Here is a 20427-nt window from a genome sequence, read left to right on the forward strand (position 1 = left end):
AGGTACTATGTGTTTAGCAGTACCAGCACAGTTAATCAGTATTAATGAGTCCATAGGGACCATTGAATTAACAGGGGCTACTCGTGATTGTAGTCTATTATTAGTGCCAGAGGCCAAAGTTGGTGACTGGTTATTAGTGCACGCAGGATTTGCGGTGCAAATCGTAGATGAAGAAGAAGCGCAAGCAACATTAGAAGCGTTTCGGGAGCTAGAAGAACTTGAAGAAGCTTACTTTGCAGGAAAAACAGCTAACAGCTGAGGCCTTAATACATAAAATTAAAGAATTACACACCCCTGGTGAAACTGTTCGTCTTATGGAGGTGTGTGGTACTCATACAGTATCTATTTTCCGTGAAGGGTTACGACAATTATTACCTGAGGGAATTGAGCTCGTCAGTGGACCAGGCTGTCCCGTATGTGTGACAGATCAAACGTACATGGACAAGGCACTTGCCTATGCAGATCGAGATGACGTGATTATTGCTACTTTTGGGGATATGCTCAAAGTACCAGGCAGTTATAGCAGTCTCAGTGAAGCGCAAACTAAAGGAGCTCACATTCATGTAATTTATACTCCTCTAGAAATTATTGAGCTAGGCAAACAACATCCAGATAAACATATCATATTCTTAGCCATTGGCTTTGAAACGACAATTGCTGTCATTGGCGCTACTGTGAAAGCCGTGGCTGCCTCTGGTTTAGACAATGTATTTTTCTTGGTATCTCATAAATTGGTACCACCCGCATTGAGGGCGCTACTAGATCGACAAGCAGGTCATATTGATGGTTTTATTCTTCCTGGTCATGTGAGCGTTATTATAGGGGAAGAACCCTATCGATTTTTAGCAGAGGAATATCATATTCCATCCTGTATCGCTGGATTTGATGGCGTAGAAATTTTGTCGGCTGTTGTGAATATATTAGAACAACGAAAAATGCAACACTTCTATGTGGGGAATACGTATCATTCCGTAGTGATGAAAGAGGGGAATCCTGTAGCTCGTCAAATTATGAATGAGGTCTATGAACCTTGTGATGATATTTGGCGTGGTATTGGTATGATTCCTGAGTCTGGCCTCTCCTTAACTGGGGAGTACGCAACATATGATGCAGAAATAGCATTGCCTATTACTTTAGATAGACCGTCAAAGGAAATCAAAGGTTGTCAATGTGGTAGCGTATTACAAGGGTTGATTAAACCAAATGAATGTCCACTCTTTGGTACTAGCTGTACCGCTGATCATCCTGTGGGTGCCTGCATGGTATCCGTAGAGGGCAGTTGTGCTGCGTGGTATAAATATGGCTATGCTAGTGGTGGCCTTTCTTGGGAGGATTAATATGGAACGAGTTCGTTTAGTTCATGGTAATGGCGGTCGCTTTAGCCATGAATTAACTGAAAAATTTATATTGAAATACTTTACGAATTCTCTGCTAGCACCTTTGCATGATGGTGCTCAATTTGATGTGCCTGCTGGACGTATGGCTTTCACTACGGATTCTTATGTGGTACAGCCCATAATGTTCCCAGGGGGCAATATCGGTAAGCTCGCTGTCTGTGGTACCGTTAATGATTTAGCTATGAATGGGGCTGTCCCACAATATTTGAGTTGTGGCCTAATTTTAGAAGAAGGTCTACCTTTTGAAATGTTAGATACCGTTCTCGCTACAATGGCAGATATGGCGAAGCAAGCAAATATTGAAATCGTTACAGGGGACACAAAGGTCGTAAAAAAAGGTGAGGTAGATGGTATTTATATCAATACTGCCGGTGTTGGTATGATCCCAAGCGGTATTTCTATTGCACCGAGCAATGTGAAAGCTGGCATGGATATTATTTTGTCGGGCTCTATCGGTGATCACTCCATTGCCGTGATGGGACAGCGCTTTGGCTTATCCCTATCCGAATCCATTAAGACTGACTGTGCTCCATTAAATCATATGGTCCATGATGTACTTTCAGCGGTGGGAGATAAAGTAGCCTTGATGCGAGATCCTACACGTGGTGGTTTAGGTACAGTCTTAAAAGAAATTGCCGACCAAAGCCAAGTTGGTATTCGTGTAGATGAATCTGCCATTATCGTCCATCCAGAGGTACAATCTGTGTGTGATATTTTGGGCTATGATCCACTCTATTTAGCTAATGAAGGCAAAGTAGTTCTCGTTGTGGATTCATCTGTGACAGAGCAAGTTCTATCCATAATGAAAGAGCATGAAGAAGGTCGTGAGGCTACATGTATTGGTCGAACTCTAGATAAAAATATTGGTAAAGTGGGACTACAAACAGCATTGGGTGGTATTCGATTACTCGATTTATTAGGTGAAGATCAAGTACCTCGGATTTGTTAAGGTCAATAGATGAAGAGAATAGTAGTTGTATCTAATTTGCTTCATAGGATATTCATGGATAGAGAGTATGTTATGTATGTGAAAGTATAGGTAATACAGGGATAACTCTAGTATCTATAGTGATAATTTGATAAAATAGTACTATTAAAGAATAAGGAGGCTCACTATGAAAAAGAAACTTCTTTCCGCAACGCTTGGTATTTGTTTGGCTGTAACAGCTTTTGGTGGTATCGTACAGACAAATGCATCTGGTTTGAGCAGTATTTTAGGTGGCATCGCAAAGGTTGGCGGTGTTGGCTATGTAATTGATAAGTTTGGTCCTCAGATTGACTCCTTTTTAAACAGATTATTGAAACAAAATAATTTAAGTACAACCTATTCAACAGCTGTTGTCCCAATCGTTAGTATTGGCACTAATGGATATATTGGTATGGCTCAAGTAACGGGTCCAGCCTCTGAAGTTGAACGTGTAAAAGCTGTCGCACAAGTAGAGGGTAGCTTTAATGGCATGATTCGAGTGAAAGGTTTAGTGCCAATTGATAGTGAAAACCCTACGAATGCATCTCGTATTCAAGGCGTTGGCGTATCAGCTATTATTGATTTGAAAATCTAATATCTTATTTGTAAAGCTTTATCTTTTATAATAGTAATATGGAAGTAAGATATTTTTTATGAGTATACTGATACATATTGTGTAAGCAATGTATATCATAACTATATGTGGAGGAATTTATGAAGAAGCAAGTACTAAGTGTTATGATCGCCTCTTTAATGGCAACCACTGTTTTGGCTGCAGAACCAACAACTGTATTGGAAAAAACGAATGCCTTGGAAACAACGGTGTATGGTTCTGTACAAGAAGGGGCTATCGTTGACCGTGTAGACCAATTAGATACGACCGTATATGGTACTGAATTTGGTTCTACTACTGGTAACACTTTGAATAAAAAAGTTGATTCTTTATATGATTCCGTAGAAGGTACTACTACAAAGGTATCCCTATTAGAACAGTTAGATGCTTTAGAGTATAGCTATCAAAATTCTGTTACATCAGGCTCCATGGTATCTCGTGTAGAACATTTGGAACGAAGTGTGAATGGCCGCATTGGCACCGGATCTTTGCAAAATCGGATTAAATCATTGAATACTAAAATCAATGGTGGTAGTACAAAGGTAGTAAAACAAATTGGTACACTAGAGTCTACTCATGTATTTAAGGTTACTTTGAATGATGCGCTTAGCACAAAAACAAATAAAGAAGGCGACACTGTTGCTTTCACAGTAGCCGAAAACATTGTGGATGGTAACGTATTGTTAGTTCCATCTGGTACGACTGGTACTGCAACTATTACAAAATTGAAGAAAGCTCGTTCTTTTGGCCGTAATGGTAATATTGATATGACTTTCGATAATTTGAAAGCCATTGATGGTACAGCGTTTACCGCTATTCAAGGTGAAGAAGCAAAAGAAAAAACTAAGAGTGAATTAAAAGCAGCAGGTGCTTCTGTTGCTGGAGCTGTATTATTGGGACCTGTAGGATTAGTAGGTGGTGCTTTTATCAAAGGTAAAAGCGTAGAATATCCAGCGGGGACTGAAATGTACATTCAACCACAAGATACAGTGACTATTCAAGGTCTTGTTATTGGTGGGGATGGTCAAGCGCATAGTGATGATGAGTTAGCGGATGCTGTTACTTCAACACCTATGAGTGTAACTAGCGATACTACAGCGGAATCTACTGTGGATACACCGGCAACGGATATGCCAGAAGTTGATGCTATTAATGGTGAAGCTATTACATCTGCTGATGAGACAGTAGCATCTGCTGATAGTGCTACAACAACTGAAGTGGTAGCCGATGATTCTACAGAGGCTGAAAATGGATCACAACCAATCGTAGTAGTTAAGCGTACATAATGGTAAGAGATGGGAGCTTGTATTTATATGATAAGACATAAAGCACGTTGGGCCGTAGCAGCATGTATGATTTGTGCTATGCAACCATGGACGGTTTCTGCGGACATACCTGTAACAGCAGGAGATGCAACGGTATACCAAACGGATTTGGATCGTGCTCAAGAATCGTATCCTGGAGAGTTGACGGATAATTATGAGGCTCGATATAGCACTATTCGTGTTGTAAAACGAGGTAATAATGCGACAAGCGCTTCAAAAGATAAAAATGTCATAGCGGTACCTGCTGATCGTGTGCCAACACGTGTAGATGCAGATAAAATGAAATATACATCTAGTACTGGTGATGTATATGCAGAGGGAAATGTTATTCTTCGCAAGGATAATCAAGAATTACAAGCTCCTCGTGTAGAAGGTAATACCAATACCACAGAATATAAAACATCAGGTGGTTCCTATCGTTATAAGGTAGATGGGGGCCGAACAAAAGATTTAACGGGTAAACAATTGACCTATAGAAGTAGTGATAGCTATATGACTGCTGATTCGGCGGATGGATGGTCTGATCCATACTATATTACAGGTACAGATGTCGTATATGATGGTGAAGTAGGACATATTAAAAAAGGTTCGATGACAACAAAAAATGCAAAAGCTTTTGTACATACATCAGACTATCGTATTGAAGGTCAAGATATAGTTGTGTATCCTGGTGATAAAGCCGTTATAAAACATGCATCTTTCTTTATTAAGAACTTTAGATTGTTTTCTTTGAAATCCTATACTGTATCTTTACGCCATGATAAAGAGGGGCAATTCAATATTTTCTCCTTATTGCCAAGACCTATGTACAATAGTGATGATGGATTTGGATTTAGAGGGAATACAGCGTATCCAGTGGGCCCAAAAGGTGAAATTGCTTTAGATTACGAATGGTACTCCCAAGAAGGCTTTAAACCATCCTTAGGGTATCGTCATTCTGTACCTTGGGGCAATATGTCTTTGGGATATAAAAACGAAAAAGATACATATAATGATGAAACTGTATGGATTGAAAAAACTCTTGAATTCCGTGCTGATACACATGCTTATCATGTAGGCCATACTCCATTTACCGTTCGTGGTGGTGTGAATGCTGGTTATTGGAAGGAAGACGAAGTCCGTGATGTTCGTGGTATGCATTATCAATATTATGGCGAGTTATCTCATGATGCAATTCGACCATGGAAAAATGCAACATTAAGGTTCTTTATGGGGTACGAACGAGATTACTATAAATATAATGATACGGTTCGTAGTATGCCATATTGGGGCGTTACATTTAGAAACAAGATTACCAATCGCTTAACTACTTTTGCAAGTTATAATCAGCGTAATATTGATCGCAATAATTCTCCTTACTTCTTTGATACCATTGAAACACCAAAAGAATTTAGATATGGATTGAGTTATAAAGTATCACGCATTGATGATTTTACCGTGTCTGTGAAAGTTAATGTAGAGACTGGTGAATCTGAAGATATTAACTATACATGGCATCGTGATTTGCATTCCTTTGACTCATTCTTAACATATAAGTCAAAATCTAGTGGTAGTAAATGGGAATTTAAAATTATAGCACGTGACTTTAGTTAATATACTAGTTAGCCGTTAACAATATTATAATTTGCTTCAAAAAGGTGGCCTACGGGTCATCTTTTTTTGCTACAGGTATATGCGGCTAAGTGATATATGATGCTATTCTATAATGGATAATAATATAACAGTATATAATATAACAACTTAGGGTTTATAAACTCTTTGATAATTATATTGTCAACTATATTGTTAACTTAATAAAACTTATGACTGTTGACTAATGTGCGTATATTGATTATAATCAAAGTGTTATAAATATACAACGAGGTGACAATGCGTACATTATTTAGAATGTTGACGAGTGATGCTATTGTATTTCCATCAGAAGCGATGATAACTACATTAGAATATGTCAACGAGGTTAGTGAATATCCTTTCGTGGAAATCTGTGGATCTTCAACACGGCGAATAAAATGTAAAATCCAAGATAGATCTGGAACATTAGTAGTTTCTATGATTACCTTACCAAAGATAAACAACAATAGTAGTGAGGAGCTCAATCATATCTGTGAAACTCCAAACCATCAGAATTCTAGTCATGATGTTATGACATTTACAGTAGAATCAATTCTAGCATTCGTAGATGATGTGAAGGATACTAATTCGATTCATCGCAAAGCACCGTATATTGTCCCCGGTTGTTTATTACTAGAGAAAATATGGCAATATGTTAATCAACTTACATTGGTACAATCGATTAACATTAGATTTTTGAGTCCCGTCCGAGCTAATGAAGTGGTTACATTAGAACATGATGAACAGCATGTTATTGGCAAGGTAGAGGATACAATAGTTTTTAAGGTAATATATAAGGAAGAGTCTCATGAATAATACACAACGTTTAACAAAAATGGCTTTATTAACTGCTTTATTATGTATTTCTGCATACATTTCATTTCCATTACCTTTTACACCGGCTATGGTTACAGCCTTGACATTGGTGGCAACCTTAATAGGGTTGATGCTATCACCTAAGGATACATTTATCGTTCTCATCGTTTATGTATTGCTTGGTGCTGTTGGTCTACCAGTATATGTCGGAGGTACGGCGGGTCTTGGTAAATTATTAGGACCTACAGGTGGTTTTATTTTTAGTTGGCCTATCGCGTATACAGTGTTGAGTATATTCAAAGGTAGTGAACGTAGTTTCTGGCAATATGCATGGAGATCTATTGTCATTACTATTCCTATCGTATATGCCTTCGGTATTGCTGGATTTATGTTGGTAGGTAATTTTACATTTGAAAAAGCCGTATGGGGGGCAGCCATCCCATTCATCCCTGGTGATGTAATTAAATGTATTGTAGCTGCTTGGCTAGCCTCTAAGGTTAAAATCTAAATTTTTATTACGCAAGTTACTAGATTACGGTTTTACAGGTATGAATATTATATTCTAAATTTGATAATACGAGGTGTGCCTATGACGCAGACTAAGATTCAAGAAAACAATAGAATACAAGATGTATATATCATGGGCGGCCTTCGGACGCCCATTGGTGTTATTGGTGGACAATATAAATCAGTTCAGCCAGAATTATTGGGGGCAAAGGTGCTTGATGCACTGCTAGATACCTATGAGCTAGAATATGTGGATAGTGTGTTTTGTGGTAATGCAGTAGGTACTGGTGGCAATATCGCGAGATTAATGACATTATCGAGCAATTTACCCATATCCGTCCCTGCTGTAACAGTAGATATGCAATGTGCCTCTGGAGCCATGACTATAGAAATGGCCTATGCACATATCCGTAGTGGTCTGATGAATACGGTTATTGCTGGTGGCATTGAGAGTTCCTCATTGCAGCCTACACGTACCTATGCAGAGGGCGATGCAAGAACGGGTGAGTACCTAGTAGCTCAATTTTCACCAAATGAAAATGATCCATTAGCTATGCTGCGAGGCGCAGAACGAACTATTGATAAATATGGTGTGTCCCAAGACACCTTAAATAAACATGTCTTGCGTAGCCATGCTTTGGCGGTGCAGGCAATGACGAATCCACATTTGAAAGAAAAAATTTTGCCCTTACGTTTTGATGATATTGATTGCACAGATGAAAGTATCCGCCCACGGATGTCAGAAAAATTATTACATAGAATGAAACCTTTGCTAGGACCAGGTACTGTGACTACTGCAGGAAATGCTTGTCTTACACATGATGGGGCTGCCTTTGTGGTAGTGTCCTCTAAACCAAGTGCCTGTAAAATTATAGGCTCTACTGCATGGGCCGGAGAACCTCAATATAGTCCAGAGGGGGCTTGGCAGAGTACAGAAGCATTGCTATCTAAATACAATTTAACTATGGATGACATTGATGTAGTGGAATGGAATGAGGCTTTTGCTGTCATTGACGTATTGTTTGAGCGTGCCTATCCAGAGGCATTAGATCGATATAATCGATTAGGCGGTGCATTGGCCTATGGACATCCTTACGGTTGCTCTGGGGCGATGTTAGTATTACATGCTATGGCTGCCTTGGGGACTGTGCAAGGCCGTTATGCCATTTGTGCTATTGCTGGCGCTGGTGGTACGGGTACGGCATTATTATTGGAGTATAATCATGAGTATCATCGTTAATCGATTACAATATTGGGCTAAAGTACAGCCTAATCATATAGCCATCGTTATGGATGACACTGAATATACATATGCCATGTTATGGCATATGGTGAAAGCTAGTGTTACTGATGGTTATATATTGAAATCTAATGCCGTTGCTAGTGACGCTTCTATGACTGTTATAGATTCCAATACAGACATTTCGGTGAAACCTCATTTAGAAATGGAAAATGGCGTTCATCTCATCGAATCAGAATATCTATTGGAACAATGTGTAGCCTGGTTATCGGATTTAGCGCAAGGTATATATCCTCTGGTGTGCCATAAGAATTTAAGCCAAGAACGACGTGAAGCCATTATTGATACGTGCACCCGAAGTGATTATATAATTCCTGAAAAGGCTAATTTTGGTGTGTTAACATCGGGGACGACGGGAACACCAAAAATACTGTGGCGTTCTGAGCAGAGTTGGGCCGATTTCTTTGATGAACAAAACAAGGTTTTTCACATTGATAAAGACACGAGCATGTTTGTACATGGCAGTTTTAGTTTTACTGGCAATATGAATATGATTATTGGTGTATTGTGGGCGGGTGGAACGATTGTTAGCACGGATTCCATTATGGACCGAAAATGGATTCAGTTAATGCGCAATCGAGCTGTATCTCATGTGTACATGTTGCCTACGAAATTGCGCATGATTTTACGTCATTATAAGGAGACTCTTGACTCCGTACAATATATTATTGCGGGATCCCAAACACTAGACCAAGAATTGTTAGAAAATTTAAAAATTGCTTTTCCACAAATGCAGTTTATCGTCTATTATGGCGCATCTGAGTTAAATTATATTACTTGGTGTACCGATGAGGAGTGGCTCAAGCATCCCGGTACGGTGGGAAAACCATTTGATGGTGTTCAGATAGTAGAGCGTGATGGACTTATCTATGTGGATACGCCTTATGGCATAGAAGGCATAGAGCGACCATTTACCGTTCATGACCGTGGATATATTACGGATGAAGGTTTCTTGATGTTCCAAGGACGACAAGGGGAAGTTATCAATCGCGGAGGCTATAAACTCTATATCAATGAAATCGAGCAAGCTATCCAAGAACTTAACTCTGTTGATCAGGTTGTTGTCATAGGGATTCCTGATTTATTGCGGGGCGAAGAAATGGTATGTTATGTAGTACCGAAACCTACGGCTCCGGAAGAAGTGGTGAAACAGGATATTCACGGACGATTGATTCCGGCGGAACGGCCAAAGGAAATTATTTACGTTTCTGAAATTCCTTTGACAGATTGTGCAAAAGTTAATAAAAATCTTCTCAAAGAATGGTATAATAAAAAGTAATACCGAAGCACTGACTCGTGGTAGGTCAGTGCTTTTTACTTGCAAGATATACTATTCATTTACTTTCATAGGTGAGACTATGCAAATTAATAAAGCAATTTTAGAAATATTTGATTTTACATCCTCCTTGGCGGTGTATTCAGAGCATGAACTCAAGGTAGGTGACGAATCTATACAGGAATATATTGGGGCTCATGTAACAAAAGCCATGAAAGATTCAGGTTTACGATTAGGTACATTACATGAATATAGCCCGATGGGTAAGGAGATTGTAGCCTATCGTCAAGGGGATAAATCCTTTGTGGAACTTTCAAAAGAGCTATCGGAACGAACATTTGATTATATGAAGCAAGCCACTGATGCAGTTGTCATCGATGGCATTATTTGTGAAGCCGTAACAGATGTGAATTATTTATGCATTTTGTTATGCCAGGCTCATGATGCATATACACATCAATTGTTCAGTGAAGAAGATGGTACGTTAGCCACAGAATTAGTGCCACATAAGGCTGTATTGCCAAATCCATCTCAAAAATTACGCTCCTTTGTAGCCATTCGTTTGGATGATTTGTCGGTGCGTTTATTTGAGCCTAAAGGGGAATATGATGGAGAAGTGGCCTACATATTAGCAGATAAGGTATTACAAGTGGGCACAGACCAATCCTCACGAGATACGGTGCGCAAAGTAAAAACAATCGTGGATAAAGTATCTGAAGCCTATGAGTCGGATGGTGTGAAAGCTATGGCCATGGTGAAACAGCTGATTTCTAAAAATGCAGAAGTATCTGATACGGTAGATCCTGTGCGCATTGTAGAACAAGTATTCTCCACAAATCCTGTACAACAAGAGGCGGCTAAAAAAGAATTGGCTGAACAAGATATGATGCGGCCACTGCCAGTAAATCGTGAATTTGCAACGAAGGTGGGACAACAACATAAAATTAAAACCGATACGGGCATTGAAATTAGTTTCCCTGTGGAATATATGAAAAATAGAGAGTTTATTGAAATACTCACTAATGATGATGGTACATTGCGGATTGAAGTGAAGAACATCAATAAGATTATGAATAAATAAAGGCATTAAATCTGTAGGTATGTACCTATGAGAAGTATTGCTGATGATAGAGTTAGTAGGTGTAGACATGGCAAAGGAAAAACATAAGAAAACGAATGCCTTGCGTATTTTGGATACAAATAAAATTCATTATGAAATCCATGAGTATGAATGGTCAGAGGAAGGCCATGCGGGGATTCATGTAGCTGAAGAATTAGGCCTAGATAGTGCGCAGGTTTTTAAAACATTGGTAGGTAAAGGGGATAAAACGGGACATGTAGTATTCTGTATCCCTGTAGAGGCCGAATTAGATATGAAACAGGCTGCACGGGTGAGCCATAATAAATCAGTAGAACTTATTGCTGTAAAGGATTTACTGGGTCTTACTGGCTATTTACGGAGAGGTTGTTCCCCAGTAGGTATGAAAAAGGTGTTTCCTACTTATTTTGATGAGACAATGACAAATCATGAGCAAGTATTTGTGAGTGCTGGCCTACGAGGCATGCAAATGAAGGTGGACCCAAAGGCATTAGCCTCTGTGGTACAGGCTGAGTTTGATCACTTAACCATGGACCATTAATGAATTAATAGTTGTATATTGGGGAGTTATGAATATATGCAGCTAGTCAATATGAATAGGCAACATTACAAAATAACTATTAATGATTATGAGGATATAAATGGCAAAGAAATTTTATGCAGTACAACGTGGTCGCGCACTAGGAATTTATCTGACTTGGGCTGATTGCGAACAACAAGTCAAGGGCTTTAGTGGGGCCGTTTATAAATCCTTCCCCACAAAGGAAGAAGCTCAAGCATTTTTGGGGGATGACAAAGTTGTTATTAATGAACCTACGGGGGATAGTAAATCGGCAGGACGAAGTGGAGCGACTTCAGTAAAAGGAACACCCTCTACTGCAAAAAATACTTCATCGAATACCGGCACTGTAATGGATGTGTTACAGTCAACTATCACGGAAGGCGCTCTGGTTGCCTATATTGATGGTAGCTTTAATAAACATCTCGGTTCCGTTGGCGCTGGGGGTGTTATGTTTTATAATGACAAACAAATACCATTTTCCTTTGGTACAAAGGAGCCCATGTATACTGAGTTCTGGAATGTATCAGGAGAGCTCTTAGCATCTATGCATGTACTGCAATATGCCGTGGATCATGGTATCGCGGAATGTCATTTGTACTATGATTATATGGGCATCGAAATGTGGGCTACGAAAAAATGGAAACGTAATAACAGATTAACCCAGGCTTATGCAGCATTCTGTGATACCGTATTGCCTCAGGTACGAGTTCACTTTCACAAGGTGGCAGCTCATACGGGCGACACCTATAATGAAATGGCTGACCAACTAGCGAAACAAGGGACGATGAAAGCCTAAAAATAACGTAATATATTTGTTAGTGGATTGTATTAGATTAGCAGTACGAGGAATGATATAATACAACTAGTTAGTAAAAACAATAGTTATATTTAATTAATTCTTGGTTATCCAAATGTATTTGGAAATAAGAGATATGGAAAGGATTATCTATGAATATATGTGTAACTGGTGGAGCTGGGTTTATTGGGTCTCATTTGGTAGATAGACTCATTGCATTAGGCCATACAGTATTAGTTATTGACAATTTAACAACAGGTGTAGAGGCTTTTGTGAATCCAAAGGCTATCTTCAAGAAAATGGATATTCGTGACAAAGAGCTTATTAACGTATTTCATGATTTTCAACCAGTCTATGTATTTCATGAAGCGGCCCAAACGATGGTAAATAGTTCTATGGATGATCCAGCGAATGATTGTGATGTTAATTTGATGGGTCTCATTAATGTATTGGAGGCGTGCCGTCATAGTGGTGTTAAGAAAATCATTACCCCATCGTCAGCTGCGGTTTATGGTAATGCAGATTCTTTGCCATTAACGGAAGATATTCATGGTGAACCATCTTCTTTTTATGGACTTACAAAATTGACGATGGAAGGCTACTTAACGGTATATGAACAGGCATTTAATTTGCCATATATATGCTTTAGATATTCCAATGTATATGGTCCTCGTCAAGGTGATGGCGGTGAAGGTGGCGTCATTAGCATATTTGCCCGCTTAGCAAGTGAAGGAAAAGCTTTTACTGTGTTTGGCGATGGCGAGCAAACGCGCGATTTTATTTATGTAGATGATGTTGTACAAGCAAATATAGACGCTATGAATCATGAGTCAATAACAGGGATTTATAATGTATCTACGAATACAGCTACCTCTGTAAATGAATTGATTCATCACTTTAGCAAACTGAACGGTAAAGAGATTGATACTGTTTACGCACAAGAACGCTTGGGGGACATCAAGCATTCTAGATTGAGTAATATAAAGGCTCAGAAGGATTTGAATTTTGTAGCTACTATGAATCTAGCGGAGGGGTTAACTAATACCTATCAATATTTTCTAGATGAACAAGGAGCACAATAATTGGAAAATAATTTTTTAATTGGCATCGGTGTATGGAATTGCATCGTGTTTCTCATCTATGGTTTGGATAAATGGTTAGCAATTCAGGATAAACAACGTATTTCTGAATTTACATTGATTTTCTTGGCCTTCTCCTTTTCTGGCGTAGGAGCCTTGGTAGGCATGGCCTTATGGCGTCATAAAACATTGAAATGGAAATTCCGTATTTTAATTCCCATAGCCTTTTTGTGGCAAGTCTTTGCCATGGGGTATAGGTATGCATTATTAAGTTAGTAGGGGGCTTATTATGAAATTACTAGTTACCGGCGGTGCAGGATATATCGGTAGTCATACAGTTCGAGCATTACAAAAAGCAGGGCATACACCAATTATCGTAGACAATTTTTCTCGTGGTCATCGTGATTCAGTACCAACTGATGTACTATGCATTGAAATGGATATTGCTGATTCTACTTTGGTAGAGGTGATGAAGGAACATGAAATCGAAGGTGTGATGCACTTTGCAGCGCACTCCCAAGTAGGTGAATCCATGGTCAATCCATCGATTTATTATGATAATAATGTGGTGGGTTCTTACCGTTTGATTGAATCTGCTCGTCAAGCTGGGGTAAAACATTTTGTATTCTCTAGTACGGCTGCTGTATATGGGGAACCGGAAATTGTACCAATTAAGGAAGATGCTAAATTAGAACCTACTAATGTATATGGTCGTACAAAATTGATGATTGAACAAATGCTGAGTGACTATAGCAAAATTTACGGCATGACCTATGTGGCATTGCGCTATTTCAATGCAGCTGGTGCAGATCCATCTGGCGAAATTGGTGAGGATCATACACCTGAAACACATTTGATTCCATTAGTGCTTGATGCGGCTTTAGGTAAACGCCCTCATATTACTGTGTTCGGTACAGATTATCCTACAGAGGATGGCACATGTGTGCGCGATTACATCCATGTGAATGACTTGGCTAGTGCTCATGTATTAGCGATGAATTATTTACATGATGGTGGCGAGTCTACTGTATTTAACCTTGGGTCTGGCAATGGCTTCTCTGTGAAAGCTATCATTGAAACAGCTAAAGAAGTAACAGGCATTGATATCCTTGTTGAATATGGTGACCGTCGCGCCGGTGATCCTGGTACATTGATTGCATCGTCTGACAAAATTAAATCCGTATTAGGATGGAATCCTGTGTTCAGTAATGTGAAAGATGTCCTTAAAGATGCGTGGGGCTGGCACCAATCTCATCCAAACGGATACGACGATAAAAAATAGTGGCAGGCTAACTCACATACAGACGAGTACTCATCTATGTTTATATCAGTATATATACTCATTAGTTCTGTGTGAATCAGAGATACCTATGTGACTCTCAGTCAACAATGTGACTAATGGGAGCAAAGTTGACCAATGGTGAACAACTAAAAAAAGGAATTCCTACAAGCTCTTTCGAAATACTTATAGTATAAGTGTTTTGAAAGGGCTTTTTGTGTATTTACACTGGCTAATGTAATGGATGTTTAGGACCATGACTACTATGAATGTGTGAGTGCTTGAAATGGGTGTGAAATTATGAATCTATGTAAGGAGAAATTTTATAGTTATATAGGTCGTTTTAAAATCTCTTGGAGACGACATAAGGGCCTATATATTGTCATATTTGGAATTTTTTGTATTATAGTAGGACTGAGTCTATTTAAAACACAATCTACGAAAGTAGGTGCTACAGTGACGGATTTTTCTACAGCAGATTCATGGGAGGACTCACTAGATAAATCTTCATCGTATAGAGGCAAATATGATAAAGAAAAATATGATAAAGAAAAATATTTCAATACTAAGTATGATTCAGGAGAGGAGAGTGATAGCCATGGTAAACTTATATTTTCTGTCACATCAGCACAACGACCGTATGCATTAACGAGTCCCTTTGTAGAATTGCCACAGTCTAAGAAGAACGATGCTAAGAACCCTAGTAAAAATCATTCAGAACAAACAATGGATCCGAGATATACAAATGGGGGCATACCGAATCAAGGGACTATACATAATGGTTTAGAATCTAGAAGTGATAGAGTGGAATCTAATGGCAATATAAAAAATAACAAGCGACAATCATCAGGTAATACACAAGAACCTTCAACTAATAGAGAACCGAGTATTGCATTACAAGGTATTATCCAAGGTAGTACTAAACAGGCGGTATTACAGATTAATAATGCGTCTGTAGTGCTTGGTGTGGGCGAGACGTACGGACATGTGCGTGTTACTGCTATTACAAATGAGTCTGTATCTGTGAGTGTGTTAGGGGTGGAGCAATGGCTAGGAATATAAGAAATATAGCGCTTATGAATAAACGGAGTAAAGTTTTACAGCTAGCATGTACTATGATGCTGTGTTTTTTCTGTATGACAATAAACACTATAGTAAATTGTACATATGCTACGTCGCCAAATGAAAATATAAACTTAGCTCAACCTATAACTCTTAATGTGGTAAATGCGCCATTACAAGAGGTTGTGCTAGGCATCAGTAAATCACATCATTTAGATGTGATAGGTCTCGAAAGTCTTGAAGGAACGGTTACGGCTAGATTAAATGGCCTTGATGCGGTCGATGTGATCCGCCAATTAGGTGAGTTAAAACATTTTACAGTACGTCAAGAACAGTCTGTACTCATCATTGATGGGTATGGTAAATCCGAGGAACAACGACAACTGATGGTACTGGAGCCTAGCTATATGAGGCCCGAAACATTAGAATCTGCATTACAGGGGGTGGTGCCAAATGAGCGGATGACGGTGGTGAAAGAACGCAATCAAGTGCTCGTCTATGGAACGCCCCGTGAGACCTATGCCATTCAATCTGTGATGCCACGGATAGATACGGAACCTAAACAAGTACAGTTAGAAGCCACTATCATTGCCATGGAATCATCATTCGTAAAAGAAGTAGGTCTAAAGTGGTCCTGGCTTTCATTAACATCACATGGTGAAGATACGACAAATAGTTATGGTTCCATTCAATTTGGAAAGTTGTCAGATGGGTCGAGTTATAAATTCTTTTACAAGCCAGAGTTATCAGCAATGGAAACATCTGGCAAGGCCGCTATTATTGCAAGGCCCTCCATTATGACCATGAATGGTGAGGAAGCAAAGATTTTGATTGGGGAACGCATACCCGTAGTGGAAGAAACGCGGTCCGATGGGGAGCGGTATAGTTCGGTCCGCTATGAGGATGTAGGGATACGGCTCACCTATACGCCGTACATTGGTATAGATAATACCGTAGATGCTACTATTAATGCGGAGGTGAGCTCACCTACACTCGTTCCTGAAATGAAAGCCTATAAAATAACAGCCCGTGAGGCCAAAACGAGGGTGCGCATGAAACCAGGAGAGGTTCTTGTCATTGGGGGGCTCATGGACAATCGTAATCAGAAACAATTGGAGAAAATTCCGCTGTTAGGGGATATTCCACTGGTGGGAAAATTATTTAGGCATAGTAGAAAAACAAAGGATACTGTAGAGATGGTCATTCTTGTGAAAGCGACTGTGGTATAATAAGACAGTATTGTATCATAGGAGGCAGGAATGGAACGCATTCGACTGATAGGACTGGGGAAATCCTTTGGGGTACGCCAAGTATTTTCTAATGTGTCCTTTGAAATAAAAGAAGGTGAACGACTCGGTTTAGTAGGCCCTAATGGGGCTGGCAAATCGACGCTGTTAAAATGTATATTAGGTTATGAGGAACTTGATGAAGGTCAAGTCGTCAAATCCAGCGTTGCTACTATTGGTTATTTACAACAAGATGTAAATCTCGGCGATGAAAGTTTAGCCGAAGAAATTCAAAAGGCCTGGACCGATGTACATCGTTTGGAGGATCAGTTAGCAGAGCTGACAAAGAAATTAGAAGTCGAGGAAGCTACTGAATCAGATTTATCTAGGCTGGATTATTTACAAAATAGACTAGAGTGGCTTGGTGGTTATGACTATGAAGCGAAAACGAAACGCATTGTGTATGGGCTAGGCTTTACCGATGAGGATTTAGATAAACCGGCGAATTCGTTCTCGGGTGGTCAAAAGACTCGTATCAATTTAGCAAAAGCTTTAGTACGTCGTCCAGACTTTCTATTCCTAGACGAACCGACGAACCATCTTGATATGGAAATGTTGGAATGGCTTGAGGGATATTTATCTGCTTATCCTGGTGGTATTTTGGTGGTCAGCCATGACCGGTATTTCCTTGACCGTATTATTAATGGTGTAGTGGAATTAGAACATCATAAGGCCACTACATTCCGTGGTAATTATAGTCGTTATATCGCGCAACGTGAAGAACGTCAAAAGGCTGCGCTCGCTGCCTATGAAAAGCAACAGGAATATATCAAAAAAACAGAGGAATATATTGATAAATACCGGGCCGGTATTAAATCCAAGATGGCCCGTGGGCGTCAATCTCAATTAAATAGATTAGAACGCCTCGATGCACCGGAAACGACGAGCTCCTTGCGATTCCAATTTCCACCGGCTGCCATGAGTGCCGATAAGGTGCTCGTATTTGATAAGGTCAGTGTGGGCTATGCGGATAAAAAGCAAGGAACGAAAACCATTGCGAATAACTTATCCTTTGTCATTCGTCGTGGTGAAGCTGTTGCCTTGATTGGTCCTAATGGGGCAGGTAAATCTACTATTGTGAAATCCATCGTAGGGGAATTACATCCCCAGGAGGGGCATATAGACGTAGGCAATCGTGTACAGATTGGTTACTTCTCACAGGAGCATGAGGAGTTACATCCAACGTGGCAAGTGGTGGATGAGATTATGAATAATTTCAACTACTCAGAGGAAAAGGCTCGTAATGTTCTTGGAATGTTTATGTTCAAGGCTGATGATGTCTTTAAATTGGTGGGCGATTTATCTGGCGGTGAACGAGCACGGTTGGCATTATTAAAACTATTCCTTCAAGGCGATAATTTCCTAGTTCTTGATGAACCGACAAACCATTTGGATATTCCTACGAGAGAAATTGTAGAGCAAGCGCTCCAACAATTTGGAGGAACTTGCTTTATCATTTCTCATGATCGGTACTTCCTTGATCAAGTATCTACGAGAACATTGTCTTTGGAGGATGGTGTTATTACCGAGTACTTAGGTAATTATTCGTACTATAAGGAAAAACTTAAACAAGAGGAAGATTTGTTAGCATTAGCTAATGAAGGTCAAGACGATAATGGAACTAGTGGAAAAACTATTGTGAAATCCAATGATAGTATTAACAGTACTAGTTATGCAAGTGCTAACAAAAATGGGGCAACAACTGAGTCTAATGCGGGTGATGCGGAAGTAGCACCTAAGAAGCAAAATTCCTATATGACAGAAAAAATGCTGGCTGAAACAGAATCTGAGATTGCTCGATTAGAAGCGACGATGAAAATGTACGAAGTACAATTGGCAAATCCTGTAGTACAACAAGATGTAGAAGAATTGGCGAAGCTTTCACAACAAATGGAGCAGGCACAACAAAATCTTGATGAATTATATGAAAAATGGGAGCGTTTGGCTGCGGAATAGACACTCTATATATGTTAATTAAATTTATCTTATTTATTAAAATAAAATGAAATGAAATGTATATATTTCGGCATTAAGAAAATTCAATAATAATATATTGTTTGTAATAAAGTGTTTTTTACAGTGGACGAATGTTGTCTATACTCGTATTTTTTATTGACAAATAGTAGTGTTTCAGTGATAATTAAGAGTAATATAAATACAGTATCCCTGTATAGTTAGGGTGCGCCCCTGTGAGGATTGCTCCTTCATAGGGGTGTTCTGTTTGTATATGATTATATCTTGTATGTATAGTGCATGAGCACAAGAGAAGGAAGGGTGTAACATGAAGAAATCCATGTTGAAAAAATTAGCCGTAATGGGCCTTGCCGGTGTAATGGCAATCGGTATTGCCGGTTGTGGTAGTGATAAAGGTGCTTCTAGTGGTAATGCTAATGAAGCGAAAATTGCGTTGTTAACAACTACATCTGGTGCAGCAGCAGCGTATGGCGAATCCATTAAAAATGGTGCAGAATTGGCAGTTAGCCAAATTAATGCAGATGCTAATAATGTGAAAATCAACCTATTGGTAGAAGATACTAAAGGTGATAAAAACGAAGCTATCAATGCAATGAATAAAGTTATCTCCAAAGATAAAGTGGTAGCTGTAGTAGGTCCTATGTTATCTGGGGAAATGATGGCGGCTGGTCCTATTGCGAATAAAAACAAAGTAGTAGCACTTGGTACTTCTACAACTGCAGAAGGTATCACTGATATCGGCGATTACATTTTCCGTAATGCTGTGCCAGAGTCCCTTGCAGTAGATACAGCAATCAAAGAAGCACATAAAGTATTGGGCTTCAAAACAGCAGCTATTATGTACTCCAATAACAATGACCAAATGGTATCTGTAAATAACACAGCTAAAAAAGCATTGGAATCTGAAGGTGTACAAATCGTAGCTACTGAAACATTTGCAGATAAAGATACTGATTTCTCTGCACAATTGACTAAGATTCAACAAGCTAAACCTGATGTAATCGTAGTAGCGTCCTTGTACCAAGAAGGCGCTTTGATTATGAAAAAAATGCGTGAATTAGGTATCAATGTACCAGTTATTGGTTCTAACGGCTTTAATAGCCCTGCATTCATTAAAAATGCTGGCGCTGCCGCAGATGGTTCCATCGTAGGTACTCCTTGGTTCCCTAACAAAGATGATCAAAAAGTTAGAGACTTCAAAAAAGCATATGCTGATAAATATGGTCATGAACCTGACCAATTTGCAGCACAAGCTTATGACGCTATGTACATGGTAGAAGCAGCATTGAAAAAAGCTGGTTCCACAACTGACCGCGAAAAATTCAAAGAAGCTTTGAAAAATATTGCTGACTTTGTAGGCGTAACTGGTAAATTCCAATTCGATGCTAAAGGCGATCCAAAAATGGACGTTCAAGTATTACAAGTACGCAATGGTCAATTTGAGGCATTACAAAAATAATCATACGAGGTGAACAAAC

Annotated in this window: 20 protein-coding genes; all 20 read left to right on the plus strand. The window is 39.3% G+C overall.

The window, feature by feature from the left end; translation table 11 throughout:
• Positions 1-7 precede the first annotated feature (7 nt).
• The 20 genes from RVY80_RS04920 to RVY80_RS05015 all read left to right on the plus strand — a co-directional run bounded on the left by RVY80_RS04920 (position 8) and on the right by RVY80_RS05015 (position 20408).
• A complete protein-coding gene (locus RVY80_RS04920; RefSeq protein WP_295193336.1) occupies positions 8-259 on the plus strand; it encodes a HypC/HybG/HupF family hydrogenase formation chaperone in 252 nt (83 codons plus the stop codon).
• The gene (hypD, locus tag RVY80_RS04925) at positions 219-1337 is read left to right on the plus strand and encodes a hydrogenase formation protein HypD (RefSeq protein WP_317329837.1); all 1119 of its coding nucleotides are present in this window, start codon (positions 219-221) and stop codon (positions 1335-1337) included. The genes RVY80_RS04920 and hypD overlap by 41 nt, the downstream gene beginning before the upstream one ends.
• A 1-nt stretch (position 1338) precedes the next feature.
• On the plus strand, positions 1339-2346 hold the full coding sequence (gene hypE / locus RVY80_RS04930) for a hydrogenase expression/formation protein HypE (protein WP_310746302.1): 1008 nt from the start codon (positions 1339-1341) through the stop codon (positions 2344-2346).
• A 166-nt stretch (positions 2347-2512) separates the two neighbouring features.
• A complete protein-coding gene (locus RVY80_RS04935) occupies positions 2513-2959 on the plus strand; it encodes a hypothetical protein (RefSeq protein WP_295189914.1) in 447 nt (148 codons plus the stop codon).
• Positions 2960-3078: 119 nt separating this feature from the next.
• Positions 3079-4263 carry a hypothetical protein gene (locus RVY80_RS04940; protein ID WP_317329838.1) on the plus strand — a complete coding sequence of 395 codons (1185 nt, stop codon included), beginning with the start codon at positions 3079-3081 and terminating at the stop codon, positions 4261-4263.
• 27 nt (positions 4264-4290) lie between these two features.
• A complete protein-coding gene (locus tag RVY80_RS04945; protein ID WP_317329839.1) occupies positions 4291-5895 on the plus strand; it encodes an LptA/OstA family protein in 1605 nt (534 codons plus the stop codon).
• Between the two features lie 276 nt (positions 5896-6171).
• Positions 6172-6729 carry a hotdog family protein gene (locus RVY80_RS04950; RefSeq protein ID WP_295193329.1) on the plus strand — a complete coding sequence of 186 codons (558 nt, stop codon included), beginning with the start codon at positions 6172-6174 and terminating at the stop codon, positions 6727-6729.
• Positions 6722-7237, plus strand: a complete 516-nt coding sequence (locus tag RVY80_RS04955; protein ID WP_295189902.1) for a biotin transporter BioY — start codon at positions 6722-6724, stop codon at positions 7235-7237. Before RVY80_RS04950 ends, RVY80_RS04955 begins: the two co-directional genes overlap by 8 nt.
• 81 nt (positions 7238-7318) lie before the next feature.
• The gene (locus RVY80_RS04960; RefSeq protein WP_295189900.1) at positions 7319-8476 is read left to right on the plus strand and encodes an acetyl-CoA C-acyltransferase; all 1158 of its coding nucleotides are present in this window, start codon (positions 7319-7321) and stop codon (positions 8474-8476) included.
• On the plus strand, positions 8460-9815 hold the full coding sequence (locus tag RVY80_RS04965) for an AMP-binding protein (RefSeq protein ID WP_295189898.1): 1356 nt from the start codon (positions 8460-8462) through the stop codon (positions 9813-9815). Before RVY80_RS04960 ends, RVY80_RS04965 begins: the two co-directional genes overlap by 17 nt.
• A gap of 79 nt (positions 9816-9894) precedes the next feature.
• Positions 9895-10893 carry a nucleoid-associated protein gene (locus RVY80_RS04970; RefSeq protein ID WP_317329840.1) on the plus strand — a complete coding sequence of 333 codons (999 nt, stop codon included), beginning with the start codon at positions 9895-9897 and terminating at the stop codon, positions 10891-10893.
• 67 nt (positions 10894-10960) lie between these two features.
• Positions 10961-11452: a Cys-tRNA(Pro) deacylase gene (ybaK, locus tag RVY80_RS04975; protein ID WP_317329878.1), complete on the plus strand. Its 492-nt coding sequence runs from the start codon at positions 10961-10963 to the stop codon at positions 11450-11452.
• Between the two features lie 100 nt (positions 11453-11552).
• Positions 11553-12269: a ribonuclease H family protein gene (locus RVY80_RS04980; RefSeq protein ID WP_317329841.1), complete on the plus strand. Its 717-nt coding sequence runs from the start codon at positions 11553-11555 to the stop codon at positions 12267-12269.
• A 152-nt stretch (positions 12270-12421) separates the two neighbouring features.
• On the plus strand, positions 12422-13351 hold the full coding sequence (locus RVY80_RS04985) for an NAD-dependent epimerase/dehydratase family protein (RefSeq protein ID WP_317329842.1): 930 nt from the start codon (positions 12422-12424) through the stop codon (positions 13349-13351).
• Complete coding sequence (locus RVY80_RS04990; RefSeq protein WP_317329843.1) at positions 13352-13624, plus strand: DUF1294 domain-containing protein; 273 nt, start codon at positions 13352-13354, stop codon at positions 13622-13624. It begins immediately after the preceding gene.
• A 13-nt stretch (positions 13625-13637) separates the two neighbouring features.
• On the plus strand, positions 13638-14630 hold the full coding sequence (gene galE, locus RVY80_RS04995; protein WP_295194025.1) for a UDP-glucose 4-epimerase GalE: 993 nt from the start codon (positions 13638-13640) through the stop codon (positions 14628-14630).
• A gap of 453 nt (positions 14631-15083) precedes the next feature.
• Positions 15084-15689 carry a hypothetical protein gene (locus tag RVY80_RS05000; RefSeq protein WP_317329844.1) on the plus strand — a complete coding sequence of 202 codons (606 nt, stop codon included), beginning with the start codon at positions 15084-15086 and terminating at the stop codon, positions 15687-15689.
• A gap of 158 nt (positions 15690-15847) precedes the next feature.
• Positions 15848-16918, plus strand: coding sequence for a type II secretion system protein GspD (locus RVY80_RS05005; RefSeq protein WP_295189878.1), 1071 nt, complete (start codon positions 15848-15850; stop codon positions 16916-16918).
• A 30-nt stretch (positions 16919-16948) separates the two neighbouring features.
• Positions 16949-18931 carry an ABC-F family ATP-binding cassette domain-containing protein gene (locus RVY80_RS05010; RefSeq protein WP_317329845.1) on the plus strand — a complete coding sequence of 661 codons (1983 nt, stop codon included), beginning with the start codon at positions 16949-16951 and terminating at the stop codon, positions 18929-18931.
• A gap of 325 nt (positions 18932-19256) precedes the next feature.
• Positions 19257-20408 (plus strand): ABC transporter substrate-binding protein, encoded by a 1152-nt coding sequence (locus tag RVY80_RS05015; RefSeq protein ID WP_310746200.1) that lies wholly within the window; start codon positions 19257-19259, stop codon positions 20406-20408.
• The last annotated feature ends 19 nt before the right edge of the window (positions 20409-20427 follow it).

The sequence above is a fragment of the Veillonella absiana genome (genome assembly GCF_032970865.1).
GTDB lineage: Bacteria > Bacillota > Negativicutes > Veillonellales > Veillonellaceae > Veillonella > Veillonella absiana.